This window comes from Kitasatospora sp. NPDC023120 (assembly GCF_055560835.1).
Genome location: NZ_JBVHHY010000029.1, coordinates 64,494 through 80,964 on the forward strand (window position 1 = coordinate 64,494; position 16,471 = coordinate 80,964).

The window sequence follows — 16,471 nt, forward strand, 5'->3', positions numbered from 1 at the left end:
GTGAGCACCACCGATCCCACCCCTGACAGCCACCTGCTGGGCGCCGCCGACATCCGGGAGCTGGCGGCCGCGTTCGGCGTGAAGCCGACCAAGCAGCGCGGGCAGAACTTCGTCATCGACGGCAACACCGTGCGGCGGATCGTCCGGGCGGGCGGGGTGACGGCCGAGGACGCGGTGGTGGAGGTCGGGCCCGGGCTCGGCTCGCTGACCCTCGCGCTGCTCGAGGTGGCGCGGCACGTGACGGCGGTCGAGATCGACCCGGTGCTGGCGCAGCACCTGCCGGACACCGTCGCGGCCCGGATGCCGGGCAAGGCGGACTCCTTCGACCTGGTGTTCAGCGACGCCATGGAGGTCACCGAACTGCCCGGTCCGGCGCCCACCGCGCTGGTCGCCAACCTCCCGTACAACGTGGCCGTGCCCGTCCTGCTGCACATGCTGGCGACCTTCCCCAGCATCGAGCGGACCCTGGTGATGGTGCAGAGCGAGGTCGCCGACCGGCTCGCCGCCAAGCCGGGCAACAAGGTGTACGGCGTCCCGTCGGTCAAGGCCAACTGGTACGCCGACGTGAAGCGGGCCGGCGCCATCGGACGGAACGTGTTCTGGCCCGCCCCCAACGTCGACTCCGGGCTGGTCTCGCTGATCCGCCGCGAGCCGCCGAAGACCAGCGCCAGCCGCGCGGAGGTGTTCGCGGTGGTCGACGCCGCGTTCGCCCAGCGGCGCAAGACCCTGCGCGCCGCGCTGGCCGGCTGGGCCGGCTCCGCCGCCGGGGCCGAGCAGGCGCTCGCCGCCGCCGGGATCGACCACAAGCTGCGCGGCGAGATGCTGACGGTGGAGCAGTTCGCCGCGATCGCCGAGCACAAGCCCGCCAAGCCTGCCGAGCCTGCCGAGCCCGCCGAGTCCGCCGAGCCCGCCGAGCCCGCTGAGTCCGCCGAGTCTGCTGAGGACAGCGAGTGATCACCGTACGGGTGCCGGCCAAGGTCAACGTCCAACTGGGGGTCGGCGGGCTGCGCGCCGACGGCTTCCACGACCTGGCCAACGTCTTCTTCGCCGTCGCCCTCGGCGACGAGGTCACCGCCACCCCGGGGGAGGGCGTCACCCTGACGTGCTCCGGGCCGGACGCCGCCGCCGTCCCCCTGGACGACAGCAACCTCGCCGCCCGCGCCGCCCGGCTGCTCGCCGCCCACCACGGCATCGCCGACCCGGGCGTCCACCTGCACATCGCCAAGGCCATCCCGGTGGCCGGTGGCATGGCCGGCGGCAGCGCCGACGGTGCGGCGGCGCTGGTCGCCTGCGACGCCCTGTGGCAGCTGGACACCCCGACGGAGACGCTGCTGGACCTGGCCGCCGAACTCGGGTCCGACGTGCCGTTCGCCCTGGTCGGCGGGGTCGCGCTGGGCCGCGGCCGGGGCGAGATCCTGGAGCCGCTGCCCGTCGAGGGCACCTTCCACTGGGTCTTCGCGGTCGCCGACGGCGGCCTGTCCACCCCCTCCGTCTTCCGCGAGTGCGACCGGCTGCGCGAGGAGGCCGGCACCGGCTCCAGCGACACCGACGTCCCCACCCCCGACGCCGACCCGGCTCTGCTCGCCGCCCTCGGCCAGGGCGACGCCGTCGCCCTGGCCGCCGCCCTCGCCAACGACCTCCAGCCCGCAGCGCTCTCGCTTCGCCCCTCGCTCGCCGACACCCTGCGGGCCGGCACCGAGGCGGGCGCGCTCGGGGCGCTGGTCTCCGGCTCCGGGCCGACCTGCGCCTTCCTCGCCAAGGACGCCGACACGGCCGCCGCCGTCGCCGAGGCACTGCGCGCCTCCGGCACCTGCCGGACCGCACACGCGACGTACGGGCCGGTGCCGGGGGCCGCGGTCGTGGCGTAGCGCCGGGGTTCCGGCTTGCTCTCCGCTGTCCGCGGCGGGAGCAGCGCGGTGAGGGTGTCGCCGCCAGCCCATTAGGCTGGGGAGATCGGGGTCTCCCGAGCCAGGGGCGGTGAGCCGCCCTTCGACCGCCGAACCCAGGAGCGCAGCACACGTGGCCGTCAACCTCGCCACCATCGAGTCCGTCACGAAGGTCTACGGCACCCGCGCCCTGCTGGACGCGGTCAGCCTCGGCGTCAGCGAGGGCGACCGGATCGGCGTCGTCGGCCGGAACGGCGACGGCAAGACCACCCTGATCCGGATGCTCGCCAAGCTGGAGGAGCCCGACGGCGGGCGGATCACCCACTCCGGCGGGCTGCAGATGGCCGTCCTCACCCAGCACGACTCGCTCGACCCGAAGGCCACCATCCGGCACGAGGTGATCGCCGACCGCGCCGACCACGAGTGGCTCGGCGACGCCCGCATCCGCGACATCATCGAGGGCCTGTTCGGCGGCCTCGACCTGCCCGGTTTCGCCGACGGCCTGGACACCGTCATCGGCCCGCTCTCCGGCGGCGAGCGCCGCCGGATCGCCCTCGCCAAGCTGCTGCTCGGCTCGCCCGACCTGATCGTCCTGGACGAGCCCACCAACCACCTCGACGTCGAGGGCATCAACTGGCTCGCCGCGCACCTGCAGAAGCGCCGCTCCGCGCTGGTCTGCGTCACCCACGACCGCTGGTTCCTCGACCAGGTCTGCACCCGGATGTGGGACGTCCAGCACGGCGAGGTGCACGAGTACGAGGGCGGATACTCCGACTACGTCTTCGCCCGCGCCGAGCGCTCCCGGATCGAAGCCGTCGAGGAGCAGAAGCGCCAGAACCTGGCCCGCAAGGAACTCGCCTGGCTGCGCCGCGGGGCCCCCGCCCGTACCTCCAAGCCGCGCTACCGGATCGAGGCGGCCAACGCGCTGATCGCCGACGTGCCGGAGCCGCGCGACAAGTCCGAGCTGATGAAGTTCGCCAACGCGCGGCTCGGAAAGACGGTCTTCGAGCTGGAGGGCGTGACCGTCAAGGCCGGCCCGAAGCTGCTGCTGGAGAACCTCACCTGGCAGCTCGGTCCCGGCGACCGGATCGGCCTGCTCGGCGTCAACGGAGCCGGCAAGACCTCGCTGCTGCGCGCGCTGCGCGACGCGTACGTCTCCGAGGGCGACGTCCAGCCCGCGTCCGGCGTCATCAAGGTCGGCAAGACGGTGCGGCTGGCCTACCTGTCGCAGGAGGTCGCCGAGCTGGACCCGGCCACCCGGGTGCTGCAGGCCGTCGAGCAGGTCCGCTCGCGGGTCGACCTCGGCAAGGGCCGGGAGATGAGCGCCGGCCAGCTGTGCGAGCAGTTCGGCTTCGGCAAGGACAAGCAGTGGACGCCGGTCGGCGACCTGTCCGGCGGCGAGCGCCGCCGCCTCCAGCTGCTGCGGCTGCTGATGGACGAGCCCAACGTGCTGTTCCTGGACGAGCCCACCAACGACCTGGACATCGAGACGCTCAACCAGCTGGAGGACCTGCTCGACGGCTGGCCCGGCTCGATGGTCGTCATCAGCCACGACCGCTTCTTCATCGAGCGGACGACGGACGTCGTCCACGCGCTGCTCGGCGACAAGAAGCTGCGGATGCTGCCGAACGGCGTCGACGAGTACCTGGAGCGGCGCGCGCGGATGGCCGCCGAGGCCGCGGCCGTCGCCGCCGCCGCGACCCCGGCGGTCGAGACCGCCGCCGCTGGCGGGCTGTCCGGTGGGGACCTGCGGGCGGCGAAGAAGGAGATGCAGAAGCTGGAGCGGCAGATCGCCAAGCTGGACGAGAAGGAGTCCAAGCTCCACGCCCAACTCGCCGAGCACGCCGCCGACTTCTCCAAGGTCGCCGAGCTGGACGCGCAGCTGCGCGCCGTCCGGGACGAGAAGGAGCAGCTGGAGATGAGCTGGCTGGAGCTGGCCGAGCAGGTCTGAGCGCTGCCCTTCGGTTAGGCCGGTGGTTCGGGTCGGCCGGCGGTTCGGTTAGGCCAGCGGTTCGGGTCGGCCGGCGGTTGGGGTCGGCTAGCCGTTCGCGAGGAGCGCTTCGAGTTCGTCCGCCGCACGGCCCAGCGCGCTGCGCGTCGGGTCGTGCGGCCCGGTCGGACGGTCCGCCGGCGTGGTCGGCGGCCGGTGCGCGCGGGCGGCGGCGGTCAGTTCGTCCAGTGCCCGGCGGACCCGGTCGACCTCGGCCGGGTCCGGCACGCGGCCGCCGTACCGGACCTGGGCCGCGAACGCCGCCACCGCGCCGCCCAGCCGCTCCAGCGCCGCCGTCGCCGGCAGCCACCGCTCGGCCAGCCGGCCGGCCGGCGGCGGTTCGGCCAGCCCCTGCCGTACCTCCTGGCGGGCGTCCGCCAGCGAGCGGTACGCCGTACGGCGCAGCCACACCTCGGCGCGGTCGGCGCGTCCGGTGACCACCGCGTCCAGGTAGGCCCGCAGTGCCGTCGTCGCGTCCACCAGCCGGGGCTCGATCCGGTGACGCGGACGCTCCGGCCACAACAGGTACCCGAAGAGCAGGACGATCGCGCTCGCCAGCACGGAGTCCAGGACCCGGGGCCGGAACTCCGCCGCGCCGCTCTGGCTGCCGAGTTGGAGCAGGACCAGCGCCATCGGCGTCATCACCACGGTGTTCAACCCGTAGTGCACCGCCGTGACGTACGGCAGCAGGGCCACGCAGAGCGCGGCGACCGCCGTCAACGCCCACGGGTCGGTGGTCAGCACGAGCAGCGCCGCCGTCACCGCGACCCCGAGCACGGTGCCGATCGCACGGCTCACCGCGCGCAGGAACACCGACCCGAGGTCCGGCTTGAGGACGAAGGCGATCGTCATCGGGACCCAGTAGGCCTTGCTGAGAGGGTAGTTGACGGTCACCGCCGAACCGGCCGCGATGCACAGCGCGACGCGCAGGCCGTAGCGGAGGGACGACCGGGACAGCGGGCCCGGTACCGGCGTGGGTGTTGGCGCGGGTGCGGTGTCGAGACGGGTGGCACGGCCCGCCACGGTGTCCGCGGCGGCGCGCAACGCCACGTCCAGGGCCCGCCGGGCAGGCGTGTCCGGCCGCCAGTCGGGAACGTCGACCTCGCCGCCGCCCCGACGAACCGCCGCCGCCAGACGGCCCGGCACCCCGGCCACCTCCGGCGGGACGGGACGACGCGCCCACAACAGGCCCGTCGCCGCCTCGGTGGCGGCGAGCGCGGCCTCGTACCGGCCGTCGGAGGTGCGGCCCCCGGGGCCCCTCCCCGGGAGGAGGTCCTGGACCTGGTTCAGGCGGGCCGTCAGCACCTGCCGCGAGCCCGCCGCTCGCGACGTGCCCAAGTCGGCGAGAGTACGGCCGAGCGCGTCGTACGCGGCCGCGAGCGCCCGTACCCGGGGATCGGCCCCCGGCCGGCCCGGAACCCCCGCCGGCAGCCCCAGCACCACCACCAACGCCGCACCGGCGAGCACCATCGGCGCCGCCGCCCACCACGGGTGCGGCAGCGGCATCCCGCTCCCCAGCGCGGCCGACACCAACAACAACATCCCGGCCGCCGACCCACGCGGACCCGTCGCACTCAGCGCACCGGAGACGACAGCCGTCAACGTCAGCGCCACCCCGAGGGCGACCCCGCCGACCCCGGCGTACTGAAGGGCCGTGCCCACCAGCATGCCCAGCGCGGAGGCCGACACCGCCGCCCCGATCCGGACCACCCGCAGCCGCGAAGGCTCGACCCGGTCGTTCATCGTCGCGTGCATCGCCCCGAGCCCGGCGAACACCCCCAGGTCCAGCCGGTGCGCCAACAGACCGGCCGCCAACGGCACCGCCATGCCCACCGCCGCCCGGACCATCAACGCCCACGGCAACGGCACCCGCGCCGGCCGTACGGCACGCACCCACCAGGGGGCCTCCGGGGAGCCCAAACTCATGCGGTCACGTCCGTTCTGCGGCCTCGGGTCGCTGCTGTGCGACGCTGCGCGGCAGATGGGCGTACCGGACCAGTCTACCGAGGCCCCGACGACCGTTTGTACGTGTCAAGTTCGTACCGATCGCGTACGGGCGGGCCAAGGTCCCTGCCCGTTCGACAGGGGCGGTGGCTACCATGACGGAGGCGAAAACCGCCCAGACGGCGGGCGGTGCGCCGACCAGGACGGTACGACCGAGAAGTTGACGGTGTGTTGCGGCACGGAACCACCCGGGTACGCCCGGGTCGGTGCCCGGCCGTACGGGGGAGAGGTGAACTGCTGTGGCAGATGACGGCAAGCCGGGGACGACCACCAACCCGACGGAGCCCGCGGGAACGAACCCCGCGCCTCCGTCCGCTGACGCCAAACCGTACGTGCTGCCCACCAATCCGAAGATGTACGGTCCCACGATCAGCGAGTCGCAGACCTACGGGGACGCCAACGCGCTGGTCGCGGCCTTCGGCAATCACGACGTCAAGGTCGAGCTGGATACGCTGACCGAGTTCTCGAAGAAGGTCGAGGCCCTGCTGCAGGTCATGGAGGGCTCGGCGGCGGCGCCGTACAAGGTCCAGGAGCAGAAACTCACCGAGCAGAGCTTCGCCAGTGCGAAGTTCGCGGAGGCGACGGCGCTGACGACCGCCTACGAGAAGGTGCATGCCCAGCTCGTCCAACTGCACAAGGATTTTGCGAGCCAGATCCAAGCGATGCAGACGGCGGTTTCGAAGACGGCCGGAAACTACGCGGCCAACGAGGATCACACGACGGCCGCGCAGAACGCTGTCGCCAGTAGCGCAGGTGCCGCCGTTCGGCCGCCGGGGTCGGGTAACGGCCAGTACTGATGGTGGTCTGGGGAGAGTTCTACGGGGAAACGGGGAGCAAGTAGTGTCAGGCGGAACGAACTTCGAGAGCATTGATCACGCCCAGCTGCGGAAGATGGTCGACAGCACGGATCCTGCGACGGTCCTCAGCCGAGGCACCCAGCTGCAGGCGGCTGGCAGGGTGCTGAAGGAGCTGAGTTCGGCGCTCAAATCGCACGTCAGCAGCGTCACCTGGGAAGGCCCTGCCGCCGAGAACTTCAAGACGTGGGCGAGCAACCTCCAGCAGTCGGCGCAGATCATCGGCGACCACGCCACGACCGCCGGTGACGCGATGCACCAGGCAGGTGAGGCGCTCAGCACCGCCAAATCCGCTGTTCCTGCGCCGCCACAGACGGAGATCGACACGGTGGCCAAGCGCAACTCGCAGACGGTCTACATTCCGGCGGGAGCGCAACTCGCCGTTGGGCAGTCCGTCGACGATTACATGAAGTCCGTCAACAAGAACTGGGTCACCGAGTATCAGGCCAACCAGGCTCAGACGAAGATCGCCAAGGAGCACCAGGACGCCGTTCTCCAGATGGAGAAACTCGCCCAGGCGTACAGCGCCGCGACGACGACGTTGAACGGGATCCCCTCCGATGTGGTGCTGCCCGGGACACCGGGGAAGGAGAGCAACCAGAACGACTCCGTCGCGGCATCCAGAGGTGGCGGCGGAGACACCGGTGGCTATGGCGGTTCCGTGCGCAGTCCTCGTACCGGTGGCGGCGGCAGCTACAGCCCCTCGGGCGGGGGCAGGTACGGCGGCGGCTCGGTCACGGCGTACCACCCGGGATCGGATCCCACCGGTCCGTCTGGCGGCCACACCGGCCCGATCCCGCCGCAGGGCGGCGGTCAGCTGCCGCCCGCGCCGCAGGACCCCGGCTCCACGATCCCGCCGTCCCACCCGTCGGACCCGGTCAACCGTCCGGGTACCGGACTGGACAGCCTCCCGACGGCGCCGACCCAAACGGGCCCGAACGGCCCTGGCGGTGGTCCTCTGCCGACGACGACCGGGCCGACCAGCCCCGTCTACCCGAGCGGCCCCACCGGCCCCGGTGGCGGGCCCAACGGTCCCGGTGGGGGGCCGATGCCCGGCCTCCCGGTCGGGCCCGGTGGCGGTTCGGTCAAGTCGAAGGGCGGTGGCAGCGACTACTTCCCCGGCAAGGGTGGCACCGTCAACCCCCGCACGCCGTTCGGCGGCCAGACATCCGGGAAGAACGGCACCCCGGGCATTCCCACCGGGACGGTCTTTGGTTCCCGTGAGGCGGGACCGGGCGGCGGTCGAGTCGGCGGCGGGCCCAACGGCAACGGCACGGGCATGCACCCCGGCATGGGGGGCGGCCACGGTGGAGCCGTCGGTGCGGGCGGAGGTTCGCGCGGCCGGGGCCTGGCCTCGACCACCGGCGGAACGGTCGGAGGGCACAAGGGGCCGGCCGTCGGCGGGGAGTTCACCCCCGGTGGTACCGGCCTGCGCAACCGCGCCGCTGCGACGGGAGCGGCCGAGGGCGGCACCCGCTCGGGCCAGAACGGCATGATGGCACCCGGCATGGGGGGCCACGGAGGCCGCAACGAGCGCAACCGCCGCCAGCGGGCCGACTACCTGCACGAGGACGAGGAGACCTGGACCAGCGGTACGCCGGAGAGCAACCCGGACGTGATTGAGTAGGACGGCAACGACTGCCCGGCCACTGGGCTATCCCGGTGGCCGGGCAGTCTTGTTCGGGGCACTTTTCCCGGTCGGTGGAGAGAGTGACGAGGAGTAGTGATGGGGCGGACGAGCATGCGCATGCGTTGGCGAACGGCTGCTGTGGCCCTTCTGGCGGCGGGAACCGTGGTCGGCCCGGTCGCAGCGTCAGCAGTCGCGGACGATACAGTCCGCGCTCGCCAGTGGCACCTGGACACCATGCACGCCCCGGAGATGTGGAAGGTCTCCACGGGGCAGGGAATCACCGTTGCGGTGGTCGACGGAGGGTTCAGGCTGGACCATCCTGATTTGGTCGGGCAGTTTCTGCCGGGCAAGGACTTCAGTGGTAGCCCAGGTGGCGTGGGATCGTTCGGTGATGGGCACGGCACGGAGATGTCCAGCCTGATCGCGGGAACCGGAAAGGGTGTCGGAGGAACAGGAGCCACCGGCCTGGCTCCCGGGGTGAAGATCCTCCCACTGAAGATCAACAACGGTTCTGTGGGCTCGGTTGTCTCCGGCGACTTCCTGGACCAGGTCGGTCAGGCCGTCAACTATGCGGTGGATCAGGGCGCGAAGGTTGTGAACATCTCTCAGGGTATCGCCGCCGTGACGGCGACCCCGAATGATGTGGCCAAACTGAACGCGATCCTTGCTGCTGCCCGCTCCAAGGGAGTCCTGGTCGTATCCAGCGTGGGTAATGAGGCGAAATCCGGGAATCTGCTGTCATACCCGGGCGGGCTGCCTAACGTGGTGGGTGTTGGCGCTGTAGACCGCCAAGGCGCTGTAACGACTGAGTCGGAAACCGGTCCTCATGTCTCTCTGGTTGCCCCTGGGGAGGACATCCTCGCAGCCTGCACCTCATCCACTGAGTACTGCAAGAGCCATGGTACGTCGGACGCAGCCGCTCTGGTTTCGGCTTCGGCTGCCTTGGTTTGGGCGGTCCACAAGGAGTGGACTGCGAACCAGGTTCTGCGAGTTCTCATCAATACGGCCGGGAAGCCGCAGGATGGGTCGGCACGCAGCGACCTCATCGGTTACGGCGTGGTTCGGCCGCGTATCGCGCTGACGGATCCGGGGGATCCCGGTCCGGCCGATGTATCGCCGATTCCGGCTGATGCGGTTCCGCCGGCGGCTGTTCCGCCAGCTTCGGCAAGTGTGACCGCTACTCCGATGCCGGGCTCGACCAGGGCGGCGCCCGGCGCGCCGACGGTGCAGCCGAAGGCTGATGCGTCGTCCGGGTCACGCGGCAGTGCGGTGCCGATCGTGGGCGGCGTGGCCGCTGCGCTGGTGTTGGTGGCCGGCGTGGTGTTCGTCGTGTTGCGGCGGCGGAAGGCGGCTGCACAGCCCGGGGTTCAGATGCCGCCGTCGCCGTACCAGCCGCCGGCGCCGCCGGAGGACAACCCGTACACGAAGTAGTTCGAGCCGTTTGTGGTGGGGGATCGGGTGGGGAGTTGCTGGCTGTGGGGTCGGAGGCTTGCGGCCGTTGGGGTTGCGAGCCTGTGTTTGGCGGGGGCTGAGGTGTCGCCGGCGGTCGCCGAGGACACGATCCGGCAGCAGCAGTGGCACTTGGATGCCATGCATGCTCCGGAGATGTGGAAGGTTTCCAAGGGGCAGGACATCACAGTTGCAGTGATCGACAGCGGATTCAAACTGGATCACCCGGACCTGGTGGGACAGTTCCTTCCCGGCAAGGACTTCAGTGGAAGTTCCGGGGGCGTCGGGTCCTACACAAGGGGCATGGCACGCAAATGGCCGGCCTCATTGCCGGGAGTGGCAAGGCCAACGGTGGAAAGGGTGCCTACGGCTTGGCCCCTGGCGCCAAGATCCTGCCGCTGAAGATTGCCAATGGTGACGAGGGATCGGTACTCGAGTCCGACTTCATGGCGCAGATCGGACAGGCCGTTACGTTTGCGGTCGAGCAGGGAGCCAAGGTCATCAACATAGGCAGGGGACGAATGCGGTTCTGATCTCCCCAGAAGATGTCGCAAGGCTGAGCAAAATCATGGCCTGGGCACGTACCCGTGGGTCCCTCGTGGTCGCCAGCGTCGGGAACGAGGCGCAGTCGGGGAATCCAGTTGAGTACCCGGGCGCACTTCCCAACGTTGTCGGGGTAGGTGCCGCTGATCGCAACGGGACAGTAACCGCCGAGTCGGAGCACGGTCCGCAGGTTGCTCTCATTGCGCCCGGTATGGACATGATCGCGTCCTGCGCTGGTTCGACTGGCTACTGCAAGGGGCACGGTACGTCCGACGCGACAGCCATGGTTTCAGCTTCGGCTGCACTGGTGTGGTCGGCACATCCGGACTGGACGGCGAATCAGATCCTGCGGGTTCTTATCAATACGGCGGGTAAGCCGAACGATGGATCCAATCGCAATGATGACACCGGATACGGAATGGTCCGGCCACGGATCGCCTTGACGTCTCCCGGCGATCCGGGTCCGCGGACCAGTCCCCGCTTCCGGCCGACGTGGCCTCGCCGTCTGCCGTCCCATCCGTCGCTGCGACTTCGTCCACCCGTCCGGCGTCGGTGCCGAGTCCTACCGAGAGCCCGACCGCGGTGGCTGCCGGCGCGCCGACAGCGCAGCCGGAGGCTGATGCGGCGTCGGGGGCGGGCAGTGCGGTGCCGGTTGTGGCAGCTGTGGCGGGTGGGTTGGGGCTGGTGGGTGGTGCGGGGGTAGTCGTTGTGCGGCGGCGGAGGGGTGTGCGGAGGCCGTCGGGGGAGGAGCCGTACGCGCGGTAGCCGGATGGCCGGGGAGTACGAGGGGCGTGCGACTCGGGCGTGGGGGTCGTGGGGGTGCGCCGGGGTCACCCGGGTGGGGGCTGGTCGGCGTGGGGCCGGCTGGTGAGGGTGGTGGTATGGATGCGGAGGGTACCTGGTCGTCGGAGCAGACGGAACCGCCAGGGCAGTCAGGCCAGTTGCGGCGGGCGGCGGTCGCGGCGCTGATCGGGACGGCGATCGAGTTCTACGACTTCTTCATTTACGGGACGGCAGCCGCCTTGGTGTTCGGGCCGGTTTTCTTTCCCGGTCTCGGTGCGGTGGGGGCGCTGTTGGCGGCGTTCTCGGTGTACGCGGTGGCGTTCTTGGCCCGGCCGTTGGGGGCGGTGGTGTTCGGGCATTTCGGGGACCGGGTGGGGCGGAAGGCGACGCTGGTGGTGTCGCTGCTGCTGATGGGGCTGGCGACGGCGGCGGTGGGGGTGCTGCCGGGGTTCGCGTCCTGGGGGTGGTGGGCGCCGGGGGTGCTGGTGGCGTTGCGGGTGTGCCAGGGCGTCGGCTTGGGCGGGGAGTGGGGCGGGGCGGCGCTGTTGATCGCGGAGAACGCGCCGGCCGGGCGGCGCGGGTGGTACGGGGGGTTCCTGCAGTTGGGGCCGACGGCAGGCTTCGTGTTGGCGAACGGGGTGTTCCTGGCGCTCCAACTCGGCCTGGACGAGCGGGCGTTCCGTGCGTGGGGTTGGCGGGTGCCGTTCCTCGCCTCGTTCGCGCTGGTGGCGGTGGGGCTGTTCGTGCGGTTGCGGATCGAGGAGTCGCCGTTGTTCCGGTCGGCGGAGCGCGGGGTGCGGCCGCCGGTGCTGGAGGTGGTGCGGGAACACTGGCGGCCGGTGTTGGCGGGCGGCGGGGCGATCACGGTGGGGTACGCGTTGTTCTACCTGACCACGACGTACGCGCTGGCGTACGCGACGTCCGGGCTCGGGGTGGCGAGCACGGTGGTGCTGTCGATGCTGCTGGCCGGTGCGGTGGGGATGGCCGCGACGGTGTGGCTGAGCGCCTCGCGCAGTGACCGGTGGGGGCGACGGCGGACGCTGTGGTGGGCGACGGGCCTGGCCGTGGGGTGGTCGCCGGTGCTGTTCCCGCTGCTGGAGACGGTGAACCGGGCGCTGATGTTCCTCGCCCTGGCGGGGGCGATGGTGGTGCTGGGCTGCGTGTTCGGGCCGGTGGCGGCGTTCCTGCCGGAGCTGTTCCCGACCCGGGTGCGCTACACGGGTGCCGCGCTGACGTACAACCTGGGCGGGGTGATCGGCGGCGCGACGACTCCGCTGGTGGCGACGCGGTTGACCGAGGCGTACGGGACGGCGCAGCCGGCGGGCTGGTACCTGGCGGTGCTGGGCGTGCTGGCCCTGGGGTGCCTGCGGTTGCTGCCGGAGACCACCGGCACCGAGCTGGGGGCGGTGGACGGCGGACGCCGCCGGGCGCCCCTGCTGGGGGCGGATCCGGCGGCGTAGCCTCGCGAGTGCGCGGACGGCTCGTGGGCTGACGGGCGGACCGGTCAGCCGGCCAGGGCTGCGCGGCCGGCCAGCACGACCGCGGTGTGCCGGGCGACGCGCTCCCCGAGGTGCTCGGCGGTCGCGATGTCGGCCTTGTGGACGGCCTCCGGGCCGGCGTCGGACGGCGAGGAGGCGGCGGCACCGCTGAAGAAGCCGAGGCGGTTGAGGTCGTTCTCGGAGGCGGTGGTGGCGTTCCAGCCGGGCTTGAGGCCGAGGTTGACCCAGTTCATGCCGTGCTGGGCGGCGAGGGTCTGGAAGAAGCCGAGGGTGCCGGCCTTGTCGCCGCTCTTGGAGGCGGAGTTGGTGAAGCCGGCCGCGACCTTGTCCTTCCAGGCGTCGGTGAACCAGCGCTTGCTGCTGGCCTCGGCGAAGACGTGGAAGGCGCCGGAGGCGGTGCCCATGTAGGTGGGGGAGCCGAAGACGATCGCGTCGGCGGCGTCGAGCTGGGCCCACTGCTCGTCGGTGATGGTGTCGACGGCGATCGTGACGACCTCGGCACCTGCGGCGGCGGCGCCGCGGGCGACGGCTTCGGCGATCACGGCGGTGTGGCCGTAGCCGGAGTGGTAGGCGAGGGCGACGGTCGGGCGGATGGCGGTCATGCGGGCACTCCAGGGAGGGGCGGGGCGTGGACCGGCGGGAGCCGGTGCGAGGGCGTGGGGCGACGGATCGGGGGCAGGCCGCACTGGTGCGGCCCCGGACCGTCAACGGTCTCCAATATAGACCAGGTCTCTATCGGTTACCAGGGATGGATTGGAGACCGGAGGGCTACCCTGGAGGGCATGACGACCGAGGAAGCGATCCGGGCCCGGGCGGGGCAGCGCGAGGGATGCCGGGAACGCGAGGGGCGCCAGGACCACCAGGAACGGCAAGAGCACCAGGAGCACCAAGGGCAGCAGGCGTTCGACGTCTTCGCCCAGCTCTGCCCCAGTCGCGGGATGTTCGCCGAGCTGGCCGACAAGTGGTCGCTGCTGATCCTGATGAGCCTCGCCGCCTGCGGGCCGCAGCGCTTCTCCGAGCTCCAGCGCGGGATCGGCGGGGTCAGCCGCAAGATGCTCACCCAGTCGCTGCGCAACCTGGAGCGCAGTGGCCTGGTGCTCCGTACCGTCTTCCCGGAGACACCGCCGCGGGTGGTCTACGACCTGCTGCCGCTCGGCTGCGAGCTGGCCGAGCTGGTCACGCCGCTCGGCCGGTGGACGGAGCGACGGGCCGGGCAGATGATGGCGGCCCGCGAGGAGTTCGACGCCGCGCACGCGGTGCACACCGAGGACTGAGCGCGGCGCAGGCCGAGGACTGAGCACGCCGCGCGCCGAGGACTGGGCGCGCAAGAGGCACGCAAGAGGGACGCAAGAGGGTGGCGGGAGGGCGGTGGGAGGGGGTGGGTGGCCCCCGTTGGGGGCCGATTTCCCTTCCGGGCCGACGGCCGTGTAATGTCTTCCTTGTTCGACCGGCCCGGGAAAGCAAAACCCGGCAAGCCCCTATAGCTCAGTCGGTAGAGCGTCTCCATGGTAAGGAGAAGGTCTGCGGTTCGATTCCGCATGGGGGCTCAACTGGAAGACCCCCGCCTCAGGGCGGGGGTCTTTCGCGTTTCCGCTGACGTCCGACGCGCGACGGGCTGGCGGGTCGGGTACGGAATGCGCTGTGATGGTGCGTCATCGGCCGCCCGCCCGACGGGTGCGGGCGCGAGCCGGACCCCGACCGGGAGGGCGTCATGGGCGTTCGACTCGTGGTGGTGGACGACCACCGGCTGCTGGCCGAGGCGCTGGCCACCGCGTTACAGCTGCGCGGTCACCGGGTGCTCGCGGTCGGCTCCCCGGCCGGTGTCGCCGCCGACCTGGTGGCCGGGCGGCGGCCCGAGGTGTGCCTGCTGGGCGTGGCCGCGCCGGGGGAGCCGGGCGCCTTCGACGGGCTGCGCCGGATCCGCCGGGAGCGCCCCGAGGTGGCCGTGATCGTGCTCGGGCCGGTGGGCGAACTGCGCGGTGTGGCGGGGGCGTTCGCGGCCGGGGCGGCCGGGTACGTGCCCAGCGACGAGCGCATCGAGGTGGTCGAGCGGGCCATCGGGCGGGCCCGGGCGGGCGAGGCCGCGGTCGCCGTGGACATCCTGCGCGGGGCCTTCGACCAACTGCTGCGCCCGGCGGCCGAACCGGACGACGAGGCCGTCCGGCTGCTGCGACTGCTGACCAGGCGTGAGGTGCAGGTGCTGGCCCGGATCGCGGACGGCGAGGACACCGCCGCGATCGCCGCCGGGATGCGGATCGCCGCCAGCACCGCCAGGACGCACGTCCAGCGGGTGCTGATGAAGCTCGGCGCGCGGACCCGCCTGGAGGCGGCCGCGGTGGCGGCGCGTACGGGCCTGCTGGAGCGGATGTCGGGCGGCTGAGGCCGGCCGGGGAACCGCCCGGGGGAGTCGCCCGGGGAGGCGCCCGCGCAGGCGGCTGGGCGCGGGCCGGGATGTCCGGCGGCTGAGGAGTTGGTGAAGAGCCTGCGCGCGGCCGCCCGCGTGGTCCGGAGCACCCCGGTGGGTTGGGAGAATGGCCCCAGTCGTACGCATTCCGTCGATGGCCCCGCCGACCGCGCGGACCATCGCCCGCTGGAGGTCTCAACATGAGTAAGTACCTGGTCACGGGTGGCGCCGGCTACGTCGGCAGCGTGGTGGCCGCCCACCTGCTGGAGGCGGGGCACCAGGTGACCGTCCTGGACGACCTCTCCACCGGTTTCCGCGAGGGCGTCCCGGCCGGCGCCGAGTTCGTCGAGGGCCGGATCCAGGAGGCCGGCAAGGTGCTGGACGGCTCCTTCGACGGTGTGCTGCACTTCGCCGCCTCCTCGCAGGTCGGCGAGTCGGTCGTGGACCCGGAGAAGTACTGGCGCAACAACGTGGCCGGCTCGCTGGAGCTGATCACCGCGATGCGTACGGCGGGCGTGCGCAAGCTCGTGTTCTCCTCCACCGCCGCCACCTACGGTGAGCCGGAGGCCGTGCCGATCGCCGAGACCGCCCGTACCGCGCCGACCAACACCTACGGCGCCACCAAGCTCGCCGTCGACCACCTGATCACCAGCGAGGCCGTCGCGCACGGCCTGGCCGCCGTCTCGCTGCGCTACTTCAACGTGGCCGGCGCGTACGGTGCGTACGGCGAGCGGCACGACCCCGAGTCGCACCTGATCCCGCTGGTCTTCCAGGCCGCGCTCGGGCAGCGCCCGCACATCGCGGTGTACGGCGACGACTACCCGACACCGGACGGCACCTGCATCCGCGACTACATCCACGTCGCGGACCTGGCCGACGCCCACCTGCTGGCGCTGGACGCCGCCAAGCCGGGCGAGCACCTGATCTGCAACCTGGGCAACGGCAGCGGTTTCTCGGTGCACGAGGTGATCGAGTCGGTCAAGCGCGTCACCGGCCGGGAGATCCCGGTGCGGGTCGAGGGCCGCCGCGCCGGCGACCCGGCGGTGCTGGTGGCCTCGGCCGCCCGCGCCCACGAGGCGCTGGGCTGGACCCCGCGCCGTCCGAACCTGGACGACATCGTCGCCGACGCCTGGAAGTTCACCCTGGAGAAGAACGCCCGGTAGTCCGGCAGGGCACGAAGGCCGCGCCGCCGCGGGCACCCGCACCCGGACCGTCCGGGTGCGGGTGCCCGCGGCGGGGCTCGGCACCGGCCGGCGGGCGCAAGTCCGGTCACTCACGCACCTCCTGACGAAACTTCACCAAATCGCCACGAGGGCGTTTCCGGACGCCGTACGCTGAGTGCGGTACCGGTGGGGGCCGGCGCCCTTTCGACCTCACCGACCACCGGTGGGCGGGCGGCGCGGCGAGTCCGGAACGCGGACGCCGGGCC

14 protein-coding genes and 1 tRNA gene are annotated in these 16,471 nt (G+C 71.9%); 13 read left to right on the plus strand and 2 right to left on the minus strand.

The genetic code is table 11. The annotated features are described in order from the left end of the window. The 3 genes from rsmA to ACZ3TI_RS33295 all read left to right on the plus strand — a co-directional run bounded on the left by rsmA (window position 1) and on the right by ACZ3TI_RS33295 (window position 3,837). Window positions 1–954, plus strand: a complete 954-nt coding sequence (rsmA, locus tag ACZ3TI_RS33285) for a 16S rRNA (adenine(1518)-N(6)/adenine(1519)-N(6))-dimethyltransferase RsmA (RefSeq protein WP_465732885.1) — start codon at window positions 1–3, stop codon at window positions 952–954. Next, window positions 951–1,868 (plus strand): 4-(cytidine 5'-diphospho)-2-C-methyl-D-erythritol kinase, encoded by a 918-nt coding sequence (locus ACZ3TI_RS33290; protein WP_465732887.1) that lies wholly within the window; start codon window positions 951–953, stop codon window positions 1,866–1,868. Before rsmA ends, ACZ3TI_RS33290 begins: the two co-directional genes overlap by 4 nt. Window positions 1,869–2,019: 151 nt before the next feature. Further along, window positions 2,020–3,837: an ABC-F family ATP-binding cassette domain-containing protein gene (locus tag ACZ3TI_RS33295; protein ID WP_465732889.1), complete on the plus strand. Its 1,818-nt coding sequence runs from the start codon at window positions 2,020–2,022 to the stop codon at window positions 3,835–3,837. A gap of 87 nt (window positions 3,838–3,924) precedes the next feature. Here the strand turns inward: ACZ3TI_RS33295 and ACZ3TI_RS33300 are convergent, their stop codons facing one another. Continuing rightward, the gene (locus tag ACZ3TI_RS33300) at window positions 3,925–5,802 is read right to left on the minus strand and encodes an FUSC family protein (protein ID WP_465732891.1); all 1,878 of its coding nucleotides are present in this window, start codon (window positions 5,800–5,802) and stop codon (window positions 3,925–3,927) included. Window positions 5,803–6,119: 317 nt separating this feature from the next. Here ACZ3TI_RS33300 and ACZ3TI_RS33305 point away from each other — a divergent pair, with 317 nt between their 5' ends. The 6 genes from ACZ3TI_RS33305 to ACZ3TI_RS33330 all read left to right on the plus strand — a co-directional run bounded on the left by ACZ3TI_RS33305 (window position 6,120) and on the right by ACZ3TI_RS33330 (window position 12,599). Further along, window positions 6,120–6,677, plus strand: a complete 558-nt coding sequence (locus tag ACZ3TI_RS33305; RefSeq protein ID WP_465732893.1) for a hypothetical protein — start codon at window positions 6,120–6,122, stop codon at window positions 6,675–6,677. Between the two features lie 43 nt (window positions 6,678–6,720). After that, a complete protein-coding gene (locus tag ACZ3TI_RS33310) occupies window positions 6,721–8,361 on the plus strand; it encodes a WXG100 family type VII secretion target (RefSeq protein WP_465732895.1) in 1,641 nt (546 codons plus the stop codon). A gap of 237 nt (window positions 8,362–8,598) precedes the next feature. Then, entirely contained in the window at window positions 8,599–9,795 is a 1,197-nt protein-coding gene (locus ACZ3TI_RS33315; protein WP_465732897.1) for a S8 family serine peptidase, read from the plus strand. Window positions 9,796–10,127: 332 nt separating this feature from the next. After that, window positions 10,128–10,346: a S8 family serine peptidase gene (locus ACZ3TI_RS33320; protein WP_465732899.1), complete on the plus strand. Its 219-nt coding sequence runs from the start codon at window positions 10,128–10,130 to the stop codon at window positions 10,344–10,346. Window positions 10,347–10,381: 35 nt separating this feature from the next. Continuing rightward, a complete protein-coding gene (locus tag ACZ3TI_RS33325; RefSeq protein WP_465732901.1) occupies window positions 10,382–11,059 on the plus strand; it encodes a S8 family serine peptidase in 678 nt (225 codons plus the stop codon). A 178-nt stretch (window positions 11,060–11,237) separates the two neighbouring features. Next, entirely contained in the window at window positions 11,238–12,599 is a 1,362-nt protein-coding gene (locus tag ACZ3TI_RS33330) for an MFS transporter (RefSeq protein WP_465732903.1), read from the plus strand. A 44-nt stretch (window positions 12,600–12,643) separates the two neighbouring features. Here the strand turns inward: ACZ3TI_RS33330 and ACZ3TI_RS33335 are convergent, their stop codons facing one another. Then, a complete protein-coding gene (locus tag ACZ3TI_RS33335; protein ID WP_465732905.1) occupies window positions 12,644–13,240 on the minus strand; it encodes a flavodoxin family protein in 597 nt (198 codons plus the stop codon). 180 nt (window positions 13,241–13,420) lie between these two features. Here ACZ3TI_RS33335 and ACZ3TI_RS33340 point away from each other — a divergent pair, with 180 nt between their 5' ends. The 4 genes from ACZ3TI_RS33340 (at window position 13,421) to galE (ending at window position 16,205) form a co-directional block, all read left to right on the plus strand. Then, window positions 13,421–13,912, plus strand: a complete 492-nt coding sequence (locus tag ACZ3TI_RS33340; protein WP_465732907.1) for a winged helix-turn-helix transcriptional regulator — start codon at window positions 13,421–13,423, stop codon at window positions 13,910–13,912. A gap of 200 nt (window positions 13,913–14,112) precedes the next feature. Continuing rightward, a tRNA-Thr gene (locus ACZ3TI_RS33345) sits at window positions 14,113–14,185 on the plus strand. Between the two features lie 164 nt (window positions 14,186–14,349). Continuing rightward, on the plus strand, window positions 14,350–15,018 hold the full coding sequence (locus ACZ3TI_RS33350; RefSeq protein ID WP_350629524.1) for a response regulator transcription factor: 669 nt from the start codon (window positions 14,350–14,352) through the stop codon (window positions 15,016–15,018). A 224-nt stretch (window positions 15,019–15,242) separates the two neighbouring features. Further along, a complete protein-coding gene (gene galE, locus ACZ3TI_RS33355; protein WP_465732910.1) occupies window positions 15,243–16,205 on the plus strand; it encodes a UDP-glucose 4-epimerase GalE in 963 nt (320 codons plus the stop codon). Window positions 16,206–16,471: the final 266 nt, after the last annotated feature.

What these genes read in the sequence shown, in the direction of transcription:
- ACZ3TI_RS33330 (WP_465732903.1), top strand. Translation starts at nt 11,238, where the DNA reads ATGGATGCGGAGGGTACCTGGTCGTCGGAGCAGACGGAACCGCCAGGG.
- ACZ3TI_RS33325 (WP_465732901.1), top strand. Translation starts at nt 10,382, where the DNA reads ATGGCCTGGGCACGTACCCGTGGGTCCCTCGTGGTCGCCAGCGTCGGG.
- ACZ3TI_RS33335 (WP_465732905.1), bottom strand. Translation starts at nt 13,240, where the DNA reads ATGACCGCCATCCGCCCGACCGTCGCCCTCGCCTACCACTCCGGCTAC.
- ACZ3TI_RS33350 (WP_350629524.1), top strand. Translation starts at nt 14,350, where the DNA reads ATGGGCGTTCGACTCGTGGTGGTGGACGACCACCGGCTGCTGGCCGAG.
- ACZ3TI_RS33340 (WP_465732907.1), top strand. Translation starts at nt 13,421, where the DNA reads ATGACGACCGAGGAAGCGATCCGGGCCCGGGCGGGGCAGCGCGAGGGA.
- ACZ3TI_RS33320 (WP_465732899.1), top strand. Translation starts at nt 10,128, where the DNA reads ATGGCCGGCCTCATTGCCGGGAGTGGCAAGGCCAACGGTGGAAAGGGT.
- ACZ3TI_RS33315 (WP_465732897.1), top strand. Translation starts at nt 8,599, where the DNA reads ATGCACGCCCCGGAGATGTGGAAGGTCTCCACGGGGCAGGGAATCACC.
- galE (WP_465732910.1), top strand. Translation starts at nt 15,243, where the DNA reads ATGAGTAAGTACCTGGTCACGGGTGGCGCCGGCTACGTCGGCAGCGTG.
- ACZ3TI_RS33300 (WP_465732891.1), bottom strand. Translation starts at nt 5,802, where the DNA reads ATGAGTTTGGGCTCCCCGGAGGCCCCCTGGTGGGTGCGTGCCGTACGG.